The 15,807-nt window shown below is 59.5% G+C and carries 12 protein-coding genes; 7 read left to right on the top strand and 5 right to left on the bottom strand.

Features of this window, described 5'->3' with window-relative positions; genetic code table 11:
* The 7 genes from folK to RHM69_RS15995 all read left to right on the top strand — a co-directional run bounded on the left by folK (nt 1) and on the right by RHM69_RS15995 (nt 10,550).
* Nucleotides 1-486 carry a 2-amino-4-hydroxy-6-hydroxymethyldihydropteridine diphosphokinase gene (gene folK, locus RHM69_RS15965; RefSeq protein WP_038451493.1) on the top strand — a complete coding sequence of 162 codons (486 nt, stop codon included), beginning with the start codon at nt 1-3 and terminating at the stop codon, nt 484-486.
* Nucleotides 487-850: 364 nt separating this feature from the next.
* Nucleotides 851-1,651, top strand: coding sequence for a 3-methyl-2-oxobutanoate hydroxymethyltransferase (panB, locus tag RHM69_RS15970; protein ID WP_014719944.1), 801 nt, complete (start codon nt 851-853; stop codon nt 1,649-1,651).
* On the top strand, nt 1,648-2,499 hold the full coding sequence (gene panC, locus RHM69_RS15975; RefSeq protein ID WP_200600369.1) for a pantoate--beta-alanine ligase: 852 nt from the start codon (nt 1,648-1,650) through the stop codon (nt 2,497-2,499). Before panB ends, panC begins: the two co-directional genes overlap by 4 nt.
* Nucleotides 2,500-2,723: 224 nt before the next feature.
* Complete coding sequence (pgi, locus tag RHM69_RS15980; RefSeq protein WP_003194166.1) at nt 2,724-4,388, top strand: glucose-6-phosphate isomerase; 1,665 nt, start codon at nt 2,724-2,726, stop codon at nt 4,386-4,388.
* Between the two features lie 105 nt (nt 4,389-4,493).
* Entirely contained in the window at nt 4,494-6,431 is a 1,938-nt protein-coding gene (gene acs / locus RHM69_RS15985) for an acetate--CoA ligase (RefSeq protein ID WP_200600371.1), read from the top strand.
* Nucleotides 6,432-6,523: 92 nt separating this feature from the next.
* Entirely contained in the window at nt 6,524-7,540 is a 1,017-nt protein-coding gene (locus RHM69_RS15990) for a class I SAM-dependent rRNA methyltransferase (RefSeq protein WP_198833218.1), read from the top strand.
* 88 nt (nt 7,541-7,628) lie between these two features.
* Nucleotides 7,629-10,550, top strand: a complete 2,922-nt coding sequence (locus RHM69_RS15995; RefSeq protein ID WP_020301773.1) for a DUF748 domain-containing protein — start codon at nt 7,629-7,631, stop codon at nt 10,548-10,550.
* A gap of 284 nt (nt 10,551-10,834) precedes the next feature.
* Here the strand turns inward: RHM69_RS15995 and RHM69_RS16000 are convergent, their stop codons facing one another.
* The 5 genes from RHM69_RS16000 to rbfA all read right to left on the bottom strand — a co-directional run bounded on the left by RHM69_RS16000 (nt 10,835) and on the right by rbfA (nt 15,751).
* Nucleotides 10,835-11,455 carry a BON domain-containing protein gene (locus tag RHM69_RS16000; protein ID WP_014719949.1) on the bottom strand — a complete coding sequence of 207 codons (621 nt, stop codon included), beginning with the start codon at nt 11,453-11,455 and terminating at the stop codon, nt 10,835-10,837.
* 293 nt (nt 11,456-11,748) lie between these two features.
* Entirely contained in the window at nt 11,749-13,854 is a 2,106-nt protein-coding gene (pnp, locus tag RHM69_RS16005) for a polyribonucleotide nucleotidyltransferase (RefSeq protein WP_003194180.1), read from the bottom strand.
* A 195-nt stretch (nt 13,855-14,049) separates the two neighbouring features.
* Complete coding sequence (gene rpsO, locus RHM69_RS16010) at nt 14,050-14,319, bottom strand: 30S ribosomal protein S15 (RefSeq protein ID WP_003177875.1); 270 nt, start codon at nt 14,317-14,319, stop codon at nt 14,050-14,052.
* Between the two features lie 115 nt (nt 14,320-14,434).
* Nucleotides 14,435-15,352, bottom strand: coding sequence for a tRNA pseudouridine(55) synthase TruB (gene truB, locus RHM69_RS16015; RefSeq protein WP_019817949.1), 918 nt, complete (start codon nt 15,350-15,352; stop codon nt 14,435-14,437).
* A 3-nt stretch (nt 15,353-15,355) separates the two neighbouring features.
* The gene (rbfA, locus tag RHM69_RS16020) at nt 15,356-15,751 is read right to left on the bottom strand and encodes a 30S ribosome-binding factor RbfA (RefSeq protein ID WP_003176137.1); all 396 of its coding nucleotides are present in this window, start codon (nt 15,749-15,751) and stop codon (nt 15,356-15,358) included.
* Between the last annotated feature and the right edge of the window lie 56 nt (nt 15,752-15,807).

Genomic DNA, 15,807 nt, shown 5'->3' on the forward strand with positions numbered 1-15,807 from the left:
GTGGAACGTATCTACATCGGCATGGGCAGCAACCTGGCTACCCCGGAGGAACAATTGCGCAGCGCGATCCAGGCGCTGGCGCAATTGCCTGGCACTCAGCTCGCCGGTGTGTCCGCCTTCTATCAAAGCGATTCACTGCTGCCCGGCCAGCCGCCCTACACCAACGCCGTTGCGGCGCTGGACAGTCACCTGGCGCCATTGGACCTGCTCGATGCGCTGCAAGCCATCGAAAACGATCAGGGCCGCGAACGCCTGGAACGCTGGGGCCCGCGCACCTTGGACCTGGATATCCTGCTGTTCGGTGATCGCCTGATCGATGAGCCGCGCCTCAAGGTGCCGCACTACCAGATGCATCTGCGCGCGTTTGTACTGTATCCGTTGGCTGAGTTGGCGCCAGCCGACCTGCAGCTGCCTGACGGCCAGCGTTTAAGCGACCTGCTCACCGCCTGCCCGTTCGTCGGCCTGGAACGCCTCCCTCAAGAATGACCCGGTCAATGTGGGAGCTGGCTTGCCTGCGATGCAAGCGACACGGTGTATCAGCCACACCGAGGTGATGCCATCGCAGGCAAGCCAGCTCCCACATTGGATATTCAGTGCGCCCCAAGCCTGTGCCCATCTTGCTGAATCGCGTCAGTAACAGCGGTAACACCGCCATCGTAACAATGCGGTAACACATCCAATTGACTTCCCGTGTCCTCCTCACGACTATAGGCGTCCCGCTGCCGCCAACCCGGCGCGACAGGGCGCAATCCAGGCCTTATAAGCACTGCTTTCAAGACAGTGCGCCTGTATAAACGAAGACTCACGCGCGTTACTCGCTGTTTCCAAGCGCCTGAACGAGGACCCTTTCATGCCAGACATTACCCTGACCACCTTGCAGAGCCTCAAGCTCAAAGGTGAAAAAATCACCATGCTGACCTGCTATGACGCCACCTTCGCCCACGCCAGCTGCCAGGCTGGCGTCGAAGTGCTGCTGGTGGGCGACTCCCTGGGCATGGTTCTTCAAGGGAATGACAGCACGCTGCCCGTGACCACCGATGAACTCGCCTACCACACCGCCAGCGTCAAGCGTGGCAATGATGGCGCCTTGATCATCGCGGACCTGCCGTTCATGGGTTACGCCACCCTTGAGCAAACCTTCCTGAACGCCGGCAAGCTGATGCAGGCGGGCGCGCATATGATCAAAGTCGAAGGTGCCGTGTGGCTGGCCGAGTCGATCCGGTTGCTGGCCGAGCGCGGCGTGCCAGTGTGCGCGCACATGGGCCTGACACCGCAGTCGGTCAATATCCTCGGTGGTTACAAGGTCCAGGGCCGCAATGAAGCCCAGGCCCGCCAGATGCGCGCCGATGCTATTGCACTGGAACAAGCCGGTGCTGCGATGATTCTGCTGGAGTGCGTGCCGAGCGAACTGGCCGCCGAAATCACCCAGGCCGTCAAAGTGCCCGTGATCGGGATTGGCGCAGGTTCCGCCACCGACGGCCAAGTGCTGGTATTGCACGACATGCTCGGCCTGTCGATCACTGGCCACGTACCGAAGTTCGTGAAGAACTTCATGGCCGGCCAGGACAGCATCCACGCGGCCCTGAGCGCCTACGTCAGCGAAGTCAAGAATGTAACTTTCCCAGGTATTGAACACGGGTTCTCGGCATGAACACCGTTAAAACCGTCCGCGAACTGCGGGCTGCCGTAACCCACGCCCGCAGCGCCGGCAAACGCATCGGCTTTGTGCCCACCATGGGTAACCTGCACAGCGGCCACGCCACCCTGGTGACCAAGGCCACGCAGCAAGCGGATTTCGTAGTGGCGAGCATTTTCGTCAACCCGCTGCAATTCGGCGCGGGCGAAGACCTGGACAAATACCCGCGCACGTTGGCCGCCGACCAGGAAAAACTTCTGCAGGCGGGCTGCAACCTGCTGTTTGCGCCGACGGTCGAGGAAATGTACCCCGATGGCATGAACGGCCAGACCCGAGTCAGCGTGCCACAGCTGTCCGAAGGCTTGTGCGGCGCCAGCCGCCCAGGGCACTTCGAAGGCGTGGCCACGGTGGTCAGCAAGCTGTTCAACATGGTCCAGCCGGACATGGCCGTATTCGGCCAGAAGGACTACCAGCAGTTGGCGGTGATCCGCGCCATGGTCCGCGACCTGAACATGCCGATCCAGATCATCGGCGAGCCTACCGTGCGCGCCGAGGACGGCCTCGCGCTGTCATCACGCAACGGTTACCTCACCGAGGAGCAACGTGCGGTCGCACCAGTGCTGTACCGCGCGCTCAGCCAGATCGCCACGGCCATCCAAGGCGGCGATCATGATTTTGCCAGGCTTCGCGCCGAGCACATTCAGCAGATTGAAGCCGCAGGGCTGCGCATGGACTACCTGGAAGTGCGCCAAGGCGTACATCTGCGCCCGGCCACGGCTGAAGATCGTGATGTGGTGATCCTGGTCGCCGCCTATCTGGGGGCAACACGCCTCATCGATAACCTGCACCTGAACCTCGCCTGACCCCCGCTTTACCCTCAACCTGTTGCCCCGACGGCTGTGCCGGTATAAAAAAGTACCGGCCACAGCGCAGACAAAGCCAAGACATATCCACACGCTAGGTTTAATGTAACTGCCCTGCGCTATGGTTAGCGCTGTCTGGAACCCAATCCTTGCGATAAGACTGGATGTTCCGGGCTTTGAAGTGTCCTAAAGGCAGTCCCCGTAATAAAAGGAAACCCGCAGCGATGGCGTACTACCGCACCCCTCATGACGTTACCGCGCTGCCCGCCTGGCAAGCGCTTGTTCAACATCGCCAAGCCATGCAGGATTTCAGCATGCGCGAGGCGTTCAATGCCGATCCTCAGCGTTTTTCCCAGTTCACCTTGAGCAGCTGCGGACTTTTCCTCGATTACTCGAAAAACCTGATCACCAGCGAAACCCGCGACCTGTTGGTGGGCCTGGCCAAGGAAGTCAATCTCAAGGCGGCGATCGACGCGCAGTACGCTGGCGAACCGGTCAACTCCTCTGAGGGCCGCCCTGCCCTGCACACCGCCCTGCGCCGCCCGGTGGGCGATAAGCTGTCGGTCAACGGCGTGAACATCATGCCGGACGTGCACAAGGTGCTGAATCAGATCACTGACCTGGTCGGCCGTATCCACGACGGCCTGTGGCGTGGCTACACCGAGAAGCCGATCACCGACGTGGTGAACATCGGCATCGGTGGCTCGTTCCTCGGCCCGGAATTGGTCTCGGAGGCCTTGCTGTCCTACGCCCATAAAGGTGTGCGTTGCCACTACCTGGCGAACATCGACGGCAGCGAGTTCCACGAACTGACCATGAAGCTGCGCGCCGAGACCACGCTGTTTATCGTCTCGTCCAAATCCTTCAACACCCTGGAAACCCTGAAAAACGCCCAGGCCGCCCGCGCCTGGTACCTGGCCCAGGGAGGCTCGGAAGCCGAACTGTATCGCCACTTCATCGCCGTCTCGAGCAACAATGCCGCAGCCGTGGCCTTCGGTATCCGCGAAGAAAACATCTTCCCCATGTGGGACTGGGTCGGTGGGCGCTACTCGCTGTGGTCTGCCATCGGCTTGCCAATTGCCCTGGCTATCGGCATGTCCAACTTCAAGGAACTGCTGTCGGGTGCCTACACCATGGACCAGCACTTCCTGAACGCGCCGTTCGAAGCCAACATGCCCGTGCTGCTGGGCTTGCTGGGGGTGTGGTACGGCAACTTCTGGGGTGCGCAGAGCCATGCGATCCTGCCGTACGACCATTACCTGCGCAATATCACCAAACATTTGCAGCAGCTGGACATGGAATCCAACGGCAAGAGCGTGCGCCAGGATGGCACGCCAGTGTCCACCGATACCGGCCCGGTGATCTGGGGCGGCGTAGGCTGCAACGGCCAGCACGCTTACCACCAGTTGCTGCACCAAGGGACTCAACTGATCCCGGCCGACTTCATCGTGCCGATCGTCAGCTTCAACCCGGTCTCTGATCATCACCAGTGGCTGTACGCCAACTGCCTGTCCCAGAGCCAGGCGCTGATGCTCGGCAAGACCCGCAGCGAGGCCGAAGCCGAGCTGCGTGAGAAGGGCTTGCCGGAAGCCGAAGTACAGAAGCTGGCACCGCACAAGGTGATCCCGGGCAACCGTCCGAGCAACACCCTGGTGGTCGAGCGCATCAGCCCACGCCGCCTGGGTGCGCTGGTGGCGATGTATGAGCACAAGGTGTTCGTGCAGAGCGTGGTGTGGGGCATCAATGCCTTCGACCAATGGGGCGTTGAACTGGGCAAGGAGCTGGGCAAAGGCGTGTACAACCGCCTGACCGGCGCCGAAGAAACCTTGGCCGAAGATGCTTCGACCCAGGGCCTGATCAACTACTTCCGTGGTCGCCACCGCGGCTGAAGCCGTTCATTCAAGGCCAACGTCCGTTTGGACGTTGGCCTTGAACCCTCCCGCCCCAGGGTGCATCTTTATGGCTTGTCGCAAAAACAAGAATAAGGAGCGCTCATGTTCGATATCAGCACCTTTCCCACCGCCGATGCCGTCCGCCGGGCTGCGCAGCTCAGTCAAGAGGACTACCAGCGCCTCTATCGCCAATCCATCGACCAGCCAGACACCTTCTGGGCCGAACAGGCCAAGGGCTTTCTCGACTGGATAAAACCCTGGCACAGCGTCCAGCAGTCAGACATCCACACCGGTGCCGCCCAATGGTTTGCCGGTGGCCAGTTGAACGTCAGCTACAACTGCATCGACCGCCATCTGGCGCAACGCGCCGATCAGCCGGCTTTCATCTGGGAAGGCGATGACCCGTCAACATCCTGCACGATTACTTACCGTCAACTGCACCAAAACGTCAGCCGCCTGGCCAATGTGTTGAAAAGCCGTGGCGTGAACAAAGGTGATCGCGTGTGCATCTATATGCCGATGATCCCCGAGGCGGCGTACGCCATGCTGGCCTGCACGCGAATTGGCGCAGTGCACTCGGTGGTGTTTGGTGGTTTCTCTCCTGACGCCCTGCGCGACCGCATCCTCGACGCCGATTGCCGCACCGTGATCACCGCCGACGAAGGCATACGCGGTGGCAAGCCCGTGGCGCTGAAACAGAACGTCGACAAGGCCCTGGCCAGTTGCCCGAATGTCAGCACGGTACTGGTGGTGGAGCGCACCGGGGCGGGCGTGAATTGGCACGAGGGCCGCGACCTCAAATACCAAGCCGCCCTGGACGCCGCCAGCGACAACTGCCCACCCGAGCCGATGGACGCCGAAGACCCGCTGTATATCCTGTATACCTCCGGCAGCACCGGCAAACCCAAAGGCGTGTTGCACACCACCGCTGGCTACCTGCTGCAAGCGGCGATGACCTTCAAGTACGTGCTCGATTACCAAGAAGGCGAAGTGTTCTGGTGCACCGCCGACGTGGGCTGGGTCACCGGCCACAGCTATATCGTTTATGGCCCGCTGGCCAATGGCGCCACCTCGCTGATGTTCGAAGGCGTGCCGAGTTATCCGGACAGTTCGCGCTTCTGGCAGGTCATCGATAAACACCAGGTGAATATCTTCTACACAGCGCCCACCGCCCTGCGCGCCCTGATGCGCGAAGGCCACGGCCCGCTGCAGAGTACATCGCGCGCCAGCCTGCGCCTGCTGGGCAGCGTAGGTGAGCCGATCAACCCGGAAGCCTGGGACTGGTATTTCAACGCCGTCGGCGAACAGCGCTGCCCGATTGTTGATACCTGGTGGCAGACCGAAACCGGCGGCATCATGCTCAGCCCGCTGGTCAGCGCCCAGCGCATCAAACCGGGCTGCGCGACACAGCCCATGTTCGGCGTACAACCGGTGTTGCTTGATGAACAAGGCAAGGAAATCAGCGGCGCCGGCAGCGGTGTACTCGCCATCAAATCAAGCTGGCCGGGGCAGATTCGCAGCGTCTACGGCGACCCGCAGCGCATGATCGACACCTACTTCAAGCCCTACCCCGGCTACTACTTCACCGGGGATGGCGCACGGCGCGATGAAGACGGCGACTACTGGATCACCGGGCGGATCGACGATGTGATCAACGTGTCCGGCCATCGCATCGGCACCGCCGAGGTGGAAAATGCGCTGGTGCTGCATGATCAGGTCGCCGAAGCCGCGGTGGTGGGCTACCCCCACGACGTCAAAGGCCAGGGCATCTACGCCTTTGTCACCCCCATGAATGGCGTCGAACCCAGCGACGCGTTGAAAAAGCACCTGCTGGAGTTGGTCAGCAAGGAGATTGGCAGCTTCGCCAAACCGGAGTTGATCCAATGGGCCCCTGCCCTGCCGAAAACCCGCTCCGGCAAGATCATGCGACGCATCTTGCGCAAGATCGCCTGTAACGAACTGGACAGCCTGGGCGACACCTCGACCCTGGCCGACCCCAGTGTGGTGGACGGTTTGATCGACAAACGCCTCAACCGGTAGGGCCAGGATAATCCCCGGCCTGTGCAGGCCGGGGTTAGCTGTTAAACTTCGCGCCCCCTTTTTCTTATTCATCTGCAAGCAAGGCGCGCTCCATGACTCCCTTGAATCAGGCGCTGCGCGCCGCCCTCGATCACCGCCAAGACCTGATCAACACGCTGCACGCCCAGGGTACGGACTGCTATCGGCTGTTTCACGGCAGCCAGGAAGGCGCCGGGGGCTTGACCATCGACCGCTACGGCCCGCAATTGCTGGTACAAAGCTTCCACCAGTCCCTGGAAACCGCAGACCTGCTGGACCTGCACCAACTGATCAACCAATACATGGGACTGGAATTGTTGCTGGTGTACAACGACCGTGCCCGCGGCAACTCGCGCATCGACCGCGAAGACACGGTGTACCGCGCCGAGCCTGGCGCATTGGAAGACCTGGTCGGCCACGAGTGGGGCCTCAATTACCGTGTGCGTGGGCGCCACGCCGGGCAAGACCCACTGCTGTTCCTCGACCTGCGCAACACCCGGGGCTGGGTCAAGGACCACAGCGCCGGCAAAAGCGTGCTGAACCTGTTCGCCTACACCTGTGGGGTAGGTTTGAGCGCAGCGGCGGGGGGCGCACGGGAAGTGTGCAACCTGGATTTTGCCGAGGGCAACCTGGCGGTGGGGCGTGAAAACGGCCAGCTCAACCCGCAGTTGCCTAGCATGGAGTTTGTACAGTCCGATTACTTCCCGGCGATTCGCCAACTGGCGGGCCTGCCGATCACCCAGCGTCGCGGGCAGAAGCTGCCGAGCTATCCGCGCCTGGAACAGCGCCAGTACGACCTGGTACTGCTCGATCCTCCCGCCTGGGCCAAGAGCGCTTTCGGCACCGTCGATTTGTTGCGCGACTATCAAAGCCTGCTCAAACCCGCACTGCTGGCCACCGCCGATAATGGCGTACTGATTTGCTGCAACAACCTGGCAAAAGTCAGCATGGAGGACTGGCGTGAGCAGGTGCTGCGCTGCGCGGAAAAAGCCGGGCGCCCGGTACGCGAGTGGCACGTGATGACACCTGGGGCCGACTTTCCTTCCAGGGATCAACAGCCCCCGTTGAAGACCCTGATCCTGCATTTGTAGGAAGTTTCCCAGCGCCCACGGTTCTTCGGAACCGAATTCCCGTGCCATACTCCAAGGCACTCTCGTTCGACATAGATGGCGTTCACCCATGCCCAAAGGATTGATCCGCGCCGTAGGCGCCTTGTTGACCGCCCTTGCTTTGTACAGCTTGCTGGGCTTTCTGATATTACCCGGCATCGCCCTTCGCATTGCCAACCAACAGTTGGCCAATTACGCCACGGTGCCGTCGCGAATCGAGCGCATCGAGCTCAACCCCTTCAGCCTGGAACTGACGCTGTGGGGCCTGAAGATCGGTGAGCCAGGCAAAGAGCAAGTAGGTTTCGAACGCCTCTACGCCAACCTGCAGATCGACAGCCTCTGGACCCGCGCCCTGCACCTGGCTGATGTGCAACTGGACAAGCCCAAGACCGAACTGCTGTTCGACAAGTCCGGCCAACTGAACCTGGCGCAGTTGTTCAAACTGCCGCCGAGCGAGCCAACCCCGGCCGATCCTGATGCCAAGCCGTTCCCACTGCGTATCGACAGCATCAAGCTGGCCGGTGGTAACCTGCATTTCCAGGACCTGCGCCCCAGCGAGCCCATCGAATTCCTCTACGACGAACTCGACTTCGAGCTGAAAAACCTTAGCACTTTGCCCGACGACAATGCCGACATGACCCTGGTCGCCGCCGGCCCCGAAGGTGGGCAAATCGACTGGAAAGGCAACTTCAGTCTGGTACCGATCACCTCCGAAGGCACCTTGAAGGTGACCGACGGCAAAATGAAAGCCTGGTGGCCGTATGTACGTGACGCCCTGCCACTGGTGCTGGAAGACGGGGTGCTCAACTTCAGCACTGACTACAAATTCAGCCTGGCCAAAGAAACCGAGCTGAACCTGACCAACACCGCCGCCAGCATCGCCCCCTTTGCTATAAAGGCCCCCGATGGCCGGCCACTGGCACGCCTGGAACGCCTGGACGTCAGCGAAACCACGGTAGACCTGGCCAAGCAGCAGGTCATTATCGGCAAGATCCGCAGCAACAAGCTGGAAACCTGGGCCGCCCGTGAGGCCGATGGTCAATTGGACTGGCAGAAGCTGTTCGCCAGCCAACCGAGCAAACCGGCCAAGGCACCGGAACCAACCGCTGCCGACGCGCCGTCGGCGCAACCGGCGGCCCCGAGCAAACCGTGGCAAGTGCTGCTCAAGGATGTGCAACTGCGTAACTATCAGGTGCACCTGGCCGACCGCCAGGCTAAACCTGCGGTCGCGCTGGAACTGGGCCCGTTGAATGTCGACGTACAGAACTTCGACAGCCTCAACCAGAGCCCCTTCGCCTTGAAGGTCGACACCGGCCTGGGTAAGCAAGGCAAGATCCAGGCAACCGGCGAGGTTAACCTCAACCCGGTCAGTGCCAAGCTGAAAGTGAACACCCAGGACATCGACCTGCGGGTCGCCCAGGCCTATATCAGCCCGTTTATTCGCCTGGAATTGCGCAGCGGCATGCTCGGCAGCAACCTGGACGTAAACCTCAAAAGCACCGAGCCACTGGCCCTCCAGGTCACCGGCCGCGCCCAGGTTGACCAGTTGCATACCCTGGACACCCTGAAGACCCGCGACTTCCTCAAGTGGCAGCGCCTGGTGCTAGAGGGCGTGAACTACCAGCACGGCCAAAGCCTGTCGATCGACAAGGTCAACCTGTTGCAGCCGTATGCGCGCTTCATGATCAACGAAGATCGCACCACCAACATCGACGACCTGCTGATTCCGCAGCCGGCCGACAGTGGCAGCAAGTCGGCCGCCAAACCTGCCGCCAGTAACGACAAACCCCTGGGCATTCATATCGGGCAGATCGCGATCAACGACGGTTCGGCCAACTTTGCTGACTTTAGCCTCACGCCCAACTTTGCCACCGCGATTCAACAGCTCAACGGCCAGATTGGCACCATCGACAGTCGCCAGGCCAAACCGGCCAGCGTCGACATCAAGGGCAAGGTGGACCGATACGCACCAGTGACGATCAAAGGCAGCGTGAACCCGTTTGACCCGATGGCCGCGCTGGACATCGCCACCAGCTTCAAGCGTGTCGAGCTGACCAACCTGACACCTTACTCAGGTAAATTCGCAGGCTTCCGCATCCGCAAGGGTCGCCTGAATCTCGATCTGCACTACGTGATCACCAAAGGCCAGTTGAAGGCTGAAAACAAAGTGGTGGTCGAGCAACTGCAGTTGGGTGAAAAAGTCGACAGCTCCGATGCCGTGGACTTACCGATTCGCCTGGCTGTCGCCCTGCTCAAGGACTCCGACGGCAAGATCTCCATCGAACTGCCAGTAAGCGGCGACCTGAACAACCCGCAATTCAGCGTGATGCCGATTGTGTGGCAGACCCTGCGCAACCTCGTGGTACGCGCGGCAACCGCGCCCTTCAAGTTCATTGGCGGGCTGGTCACCGGTGGTGGCTCTGAAGACCTGGGCAATGTGTCGTTCGCCGCAGGCTCCAGTGAGCTGAACAAAGACGCCGAAGGCGCTCTGAACACCCTGGCCAAGGCGCTGAAAGAACGCCCTGCCCTGCGCCTGGAAATTGAAGGCACCGCCGCTGCCAGCAGCGACGGGCCGTTCCTGGCCGCACAGCGACTGGAGCGTGAATACCAATATAACTACTACAAGATCCTCCAGCGCCGTGGCGACAAGGTCCCGGCCCAAGCCTCCCTGCTTGAAGTGCCAGAGAAGGAAAAAGCACCATTGCTGGAAGGCATCTACCGCACCCGCCTCAAACAGCAACCCCCGGCCGAATGGAAAGACCTGGGCAGCGATGAGCGCTCGGCGAAGCTCAAGGACGGTGTGATCAAGTTCTGGAGTGGCAGTGACGTGCTACTGCGCCAGTTGGGGCAGGACCGAGCCAGCACGATCAAGGATTACCTGGTAGACAAGGGCCAGTTGGAAGATGACCGCGTGTACTTCATCGATGCGCAGCTGGGGCAGGCCGAGAAGGATGGCCGGGTGATCACTCCAATGCATCTGGATGCTGAGTAACTTCTAAGCACTACCCATCCTAATGTGGGAGCTGGCTTGCCTGCGATAGCATCACCTCGGTGCAACTGAATGACCGAGGTGCCAGCATCGCAGGCAAGCCAGCTCCCACATTTTTTTGACCTGATCATTCTGTTTCAGCCTGAAATAGAACAGGCCCCGACACAAGTGCCGGGGCCTGTAATGACCACATCCGTGTGGTCGGTCGCATGAACTCCAGAGGTGCGTCAGGTGGATATCTAACTCACCCTAAGCCGCCGCTATTCAGTCCAGACGAAACGTCAACGTTACTCTGCTTTCAGGCCATCGGCCGATACAGCTTTAACGCCTTTGATCTTCTTGGTGATCGCTACAGCCGTTTCTTTCTGCGAAGCGGTCACAGCGGTAGGCGACGACAGGGATACAACACCTTTGTTGGTTTCAACCTTGATGTCGGTGCCAGGAATGCCTTTTTCAGTGACCAGGTCAGCCTTCACTTTGGTAGTGATCCAGGTATCGCTGGTGGTCTCTTTAGCGTCGTGGGCAGCGCCTTTGGTTTTGTCGATGCCGTCAGCTTTGGTAGCACCGCCAGCCAGCAGGCCGTCAGCAGAAACCGCAGTCACACCTTTGATTTTCTTGGTGATGGCTACAGCAGTAGCTTTCTGCGAATCCGAGACTGCTACGTCGGAGGACAGGGAAACCACACCTTTGTTGGTCTCAACCTTGATGTCCGAACCTGGAATGCCTTTTTCGGTCAGCAGGTCAGCTTTGACTTTAGTGGTGATCCAAGTATCCGAAACGCTTTCCTTAGCCTTGGTCGCTTCACCGGCCGCCAAAGTCATAGGGGCTTGGGAAGTCTGAGCAAAGGCTACGTTAGCACCCATGGCCAGGGTCAGAGCGGTAGCAGTAGCGAGAGCGAACTTCTTCATACGAGTAACTCCTGTTTTATTAAAAGTCTGCAGGCGTAAACCTTCATGCTGCAGCGCTACCAGGGATATTGCAGACAGTGTGCCAACTCGCTGAACAGATTAAATCCCTTATTAAACAATGACTTATGAAAAGCATAAATTTTCGAAATCGTGCAACTTGCATGAAGCTCATCGTGCCTGCATGCAAGTTGCGGCTTTTGGGCGGCGCTAAACAGCTGATTCTGCTTCATTTTCTCGCGCCCATAAAAAAGGACTCCGAGGAGTCCTTTTTTCAGCGTGAAGCCTGCGGGTGATTAAACGCCCGAAGCCTTGGCTGCTGCTACGTCCTTGATGGACAGCTTGATACGGCCGCGGTTGTCCACGTCCAGTACCAGCACTTCCACTTCCTGGCCTTCTTTCAGAATGTCGGTCACTTTCTCAACGCGAGCATCGCTCAGCATGGAGATGTGAACCAGACCGTCTTTGCCCGGGAGGATGTTGACGAACGCGCCGAAGTCGACGATGCGCTCAACCTTGCCGACGTAGATCTTGCCGATCTCGGCCTCAGCAGTGATACCCAGTACGCGCTGGCGTGCTGCTTCAGCCGCTTCCTTGGTTTCGCCGAAGATCTTGATCGAACCGTCGTCTTCGATGTCGATCGAAGCCTTGGTTTCTTCACAGATCGCACGGATGGTCGCGCCGCCTTTACCGATGACATCACGGATTTTGTCGGTGTCGATTTTCATCGCGATCATGGTCGGAGCATTTTCCGACAGTTCAGTGCGGGACTGACCAATGATCTGGTTCATCTGGCCGAGGATGTTCAGGCGCGCTTCCAGGGCTTGGCCCAGGGCGATTTCCATGATTTCTTCGGTGATGCCCTTGATCTTGATGTCCATCTGCAGCGCGGTCACACCTTTGGCGGTACCGGCTACTTTGAAGTCCATGTCGCCCAGGTGGTCTTCGTCACCCAGGATGTCGGTCAGGATGGCGAACTTCTCGCCTTCTTTAACCAGGCCCATGGCGATACCGGCAACCGGTGCCTTCATTGGCACACCGGCGTCCATCAGCGCCAGGGAAGCACCGCAGACCGAAGCCATGGAGCTGGAACCGTTGGACTCGGTGATTTCCGATACAACACGGATGGTGTACGGGAACACGTCAGCGGCAGGCAGCATGGCCTGAACCGAACGACGAGCCAGACGGCCGTGACCGATTTCACGACGACCCGCGCCGCCCATACGACCACACTCGCCCACCGAGAACGGAGGGAAGTTGTAGTGCAGCATGAAGGGGTCTTTTTTCTCGCCTTCCAGGGTGTCCAGCAGTTGTGCGTCGCGGGCAGTACCCAGGGTCGCAACGACCAGGGCCTGGGTTTCGCCACGGGTGAACAGCGCCGAACCGTGAGTCTTCGGCAGTACGCCGACTTCGATGTTCAGCGGACGCACGGTGCGGGTGTCGCGACCGTCGATACGTGGCTTGCCGTTAACGATGTTTTCGCGAACGGTGCGGTATTCGATCTCACCGAAAGCAGCTTTGACTTCGCTGGAGGAAGGCTGGCCTTCTTCGCCGGACAGCTTGGCGACGACCTGGTCCTTCAGCTCACCCAGGCGAGCGTAGCGGTCGGCCTTGACGGTGATGGTGTAGGCGTCGGAGATGGCAGCGCCGAACTCGGAGCGGATAGCGCCCAGCAGTTCGGTGGCTTCCGGGGCAGCAGCCCAGGTCCAGGTCGGCTTGGCAGCTTCGGCAGCCAGTTCTTTAACCGCGTTGATCACAACCTGGAACTCGTCGTGAGCAAACAGTACGGCACCCAGCATCTGGTCTTCGGTCAGCTCTTTGGCTTCCGATTCAACCATCAATACGGCTTCGGACGTACCGGCAACGACCATGTCCAGGCTCGAGGCTTTCTGTTGCTCGTAAGTCGGGTTCAGCAGGTAGCCGGTGCTTTCGTGGAACGCAACGCGGGCAGCGCCGATCGGGCCATCGAAAGGAATACCGGAGATGGCCAGGGCAGCCGAGGTACCGATCATCGCAGCGATGTCCGGATCGGTCTTCTTGCTGGTGGAAACGACGGTGCAGACAACCTGCACTTCGTTCATGAAGCCTTCTGGGAACAGCGGACGGATCGGACGGTCGATCAGTCGGGAAGTCAGGGTTTCTTTCTCGGAAGGACGGCCTTCGCGCTTGAAGAAACCGCCAGGGATCTTACCGGCAGCGTAAGTCTTTTCCTGGTAGTGAACGGACAGAGGGAAGAAGCCCTTGCTCGGGTCAGCGGTCTTGGCGCCAACAACGGTCACCAATACGGTCACGTCGTCGTCAACGGTAACCAGCACTGCGCCGGAGGCTTGACGGGCGATACGGCCTGTCTCGAGGGTAACGGTCGACTGACCGAACTGGAATTTTTTGATAACCGGGTTCACGGTGTCCTACCTTCTTTGTGGCTCTTGGGGGAACTTGTCTTCTTGCGAAATTCTTGGGCAATGCCGGGAATCGGCCCGACGCTCGTCCAGGGTAAAACGTGTATCCAGATAAAACTTGAGGCTGGGAGCCTACCACGGGCCAACGGGAATCCCGATGACACGCGGCAGACAACCAACCTCTAGCGCAATCGCTTATTAGCGACGCAGACCCAGGCGACCGATCAGAGTCTGATAACGACCCAGATCCTTGCCTTTCAGGTAGTCCAGCAGCTTACGGCGCTGGTTTACCATGCGGATCAGACCACGACGGGAGTGGTGGTCTTTACCGTTGGCCTTGAAGTGACCTTGCAGTTTGTTGATGTTGTGGGTCAGCAGTGCAACTTGCACTTCTGGCGAACCAGTGTCACCAACAGCTTGCTGATAGTCAGCTACGATTTGTGCTTTTTCTTGAACGTCGAGAGCCATGAGGCAATCCTTTTTTCAGGAAACCACCCAAAGGGCAGTTTCAACAGGCCAGGGACAAATCCCTGTATCTAAAAATGAGTGTTGACCATGCCTGTTAACAGCCACACTCGTTCGGTCATTCTGACCGAATCAGCCGACGCGGCGCGATGCGCCCGTCTTCGCTCACTTCACCGATACCGATAAAGCGACCGTTATGATCCTGTACTCGCACCATGCCGAACTTCGGGGCATCCGGGGCGCGTACCGGCTGGCCGTTGAGCCAGTAGAACGCGCTGTGCTCCGAGAAGTGCAGCAGCGGCCAATCGAGCAAACCGCTGTCCGATGGCATGAGGAAGCGATCAACCGCTTCATTGCCGCCCTCGGCGTGTACCGCTTCCAACTCTTCCAGCGTGACCGTCTGGGCCAGGCTGAAAGGCCCGGCCTGGGTGCGTCGCAGTTCTGCAACGTACGCGCCGCAACCGAGCTTTTCACCAATATCTTCCACCAGGGTACGGATATAGGTGCCTTTGCTGCAGTCCACGGCCAAACGGGCAGTGTCGCCTTCACAAGCGAGCAATTCCAAGCGCGCAATAGTAACAGAACGCGGTTCGCGCTCCACTACTTCGCCCGCACGTGCCAGCTTGTAAAGTGGCTGGCCATCGCGCTTGAGTGCCGAGTACATCGGCGGTATCTGACTGATTTGCCCACGAAAAGCGGGTAAGGCAGCTTCGATATCCGCACGACCAACGGTCACGTCGCGAACCCGCAAAACATCACCTTCGGCATCCGCCGTGGTGGTGGTCTTGCCCAGTTGCATCAGGGTTTCGTAACCCTTGTCGGAATCAAGTAGGTATTGCGAAAACTTGGTGGCCTCGCCAAAGCACAACGGCAATACACCGGTGGCCAATGGATCAAGGCTGCCGGTATGCCCGGCCTTCTCGGCGTTGAGCAGCCAGCGAACCTTCTGCAACGCGGCATTGGAGGTAAAGCCAATGGGTTTGTCGAGCAGAATGATGCCACTGACGTTGCGACGAATACGTTTGACCTGAGCCACCGCTTACTCCTTGGCGTCTTCAGGTGTGGACGGATGCTGGCTGTCTTCAGCCACGGCGCGCTCGATCAGGGCCGACAGGTGCGCGCCACGCACGACGCTTTCGTCGTAGTGGAAGTGCAACTGTGGAACGCTGCGCAGCTTCATTTCACGGGCCAACTGCATACGCAGGAAACCTGCAGCAGAGTTGAGCACCTTGATGCTTTGCGCAATTTCTTCGCTGTTGTCCTGCCCCATTACGGTGATGAAGATCTTGGCGTGACCCACGTCACGGCTCACTTCAACAGCGGTAATGGTGACCAGGCCAACGCGTGGGTCTTTGACTTCGCGGCGGATCAGTTGGGCCAGCTCACGCTGCATCTGATCGCCGATACGCTGGGTACGGCTGTATTCTTTTGCCATGTCTTGTTACCTGTTACTGCCACACGGTGAAACCCGTGGGGTCTGAAAGCGGCAAA

Origin of the sequence: Pseudomonas sp. CCI1.1 (assembly GCF_034348165.1) — a bacterium.
In the GTDB taxonomy this organism is placed as follows: domain Bacteria; phylum Pseudomonadota; class Gammaproteobacteria; order Pseudomonadales; family Pseudomonadaceae; genus Aquipseudomonas; species Aquipseudomonas paracarnis.

Coding starts and splice junctions, on each gene's coding strand:
- panB (WP_014719944.1), top strand. CDS start 851: ATGCCAGACATTACCCTGACCACCTTGCAGAGCCTCAAGCTCAAAGGT.
- panC (WP_200600369.1), top strand. CDS start 1,648: ATGAACACCGTTAAAACCGTCCGCGAACTGCGGGCTGCCGTAACCCAC.
- pgi (WP_003194166.1), top strand. CDS start 2,724: ATGGCGTACTACCGCACCCCTCATGACGTTACCGCGCTGCCCGCCTGG.
- acs (WP_200600371.1), top strand. CDS start 4,494: ATGTTCGATATCAGCACCTTTCCCACCGCCGATGCCGTCCGCCGGGCT.
- RHM69_RS15990 (WP_198833218.1), top strand. CDS start 6,524: ATGACTCCCTTGAATCAGGCGCTGCGCGCCGCCCTCGATCACCGCCAA.
- RHM69_RS15995 (WP_020301773.1), top strand. CDS start 7,629: ATGCCCAAAGGATTGATCCGCGCCGTAGGCGCCTTGTTGACCGCCCTT.
- RHM69_RS16000 (WP_014719949.1), bottom strand. CDS start 11,455: ATGAAGAAGTTCGCTCTCGCTACTGCTACCGCTCTGACCCTGGCCATG.
- rpsO (WP_003177875.1), bottom strand. CDS start 14,319: ATGGCTCTCGACGTTCAAGAAAAAGCACAAATCGTAGCTGACTATCAG.
- rbfA (WP_003176137.1), bottom strand. CDS start 15,751: ATGGCAAAAGAATACAGCCGTACCCAGCGTATCGGCGATCAGATGCAG.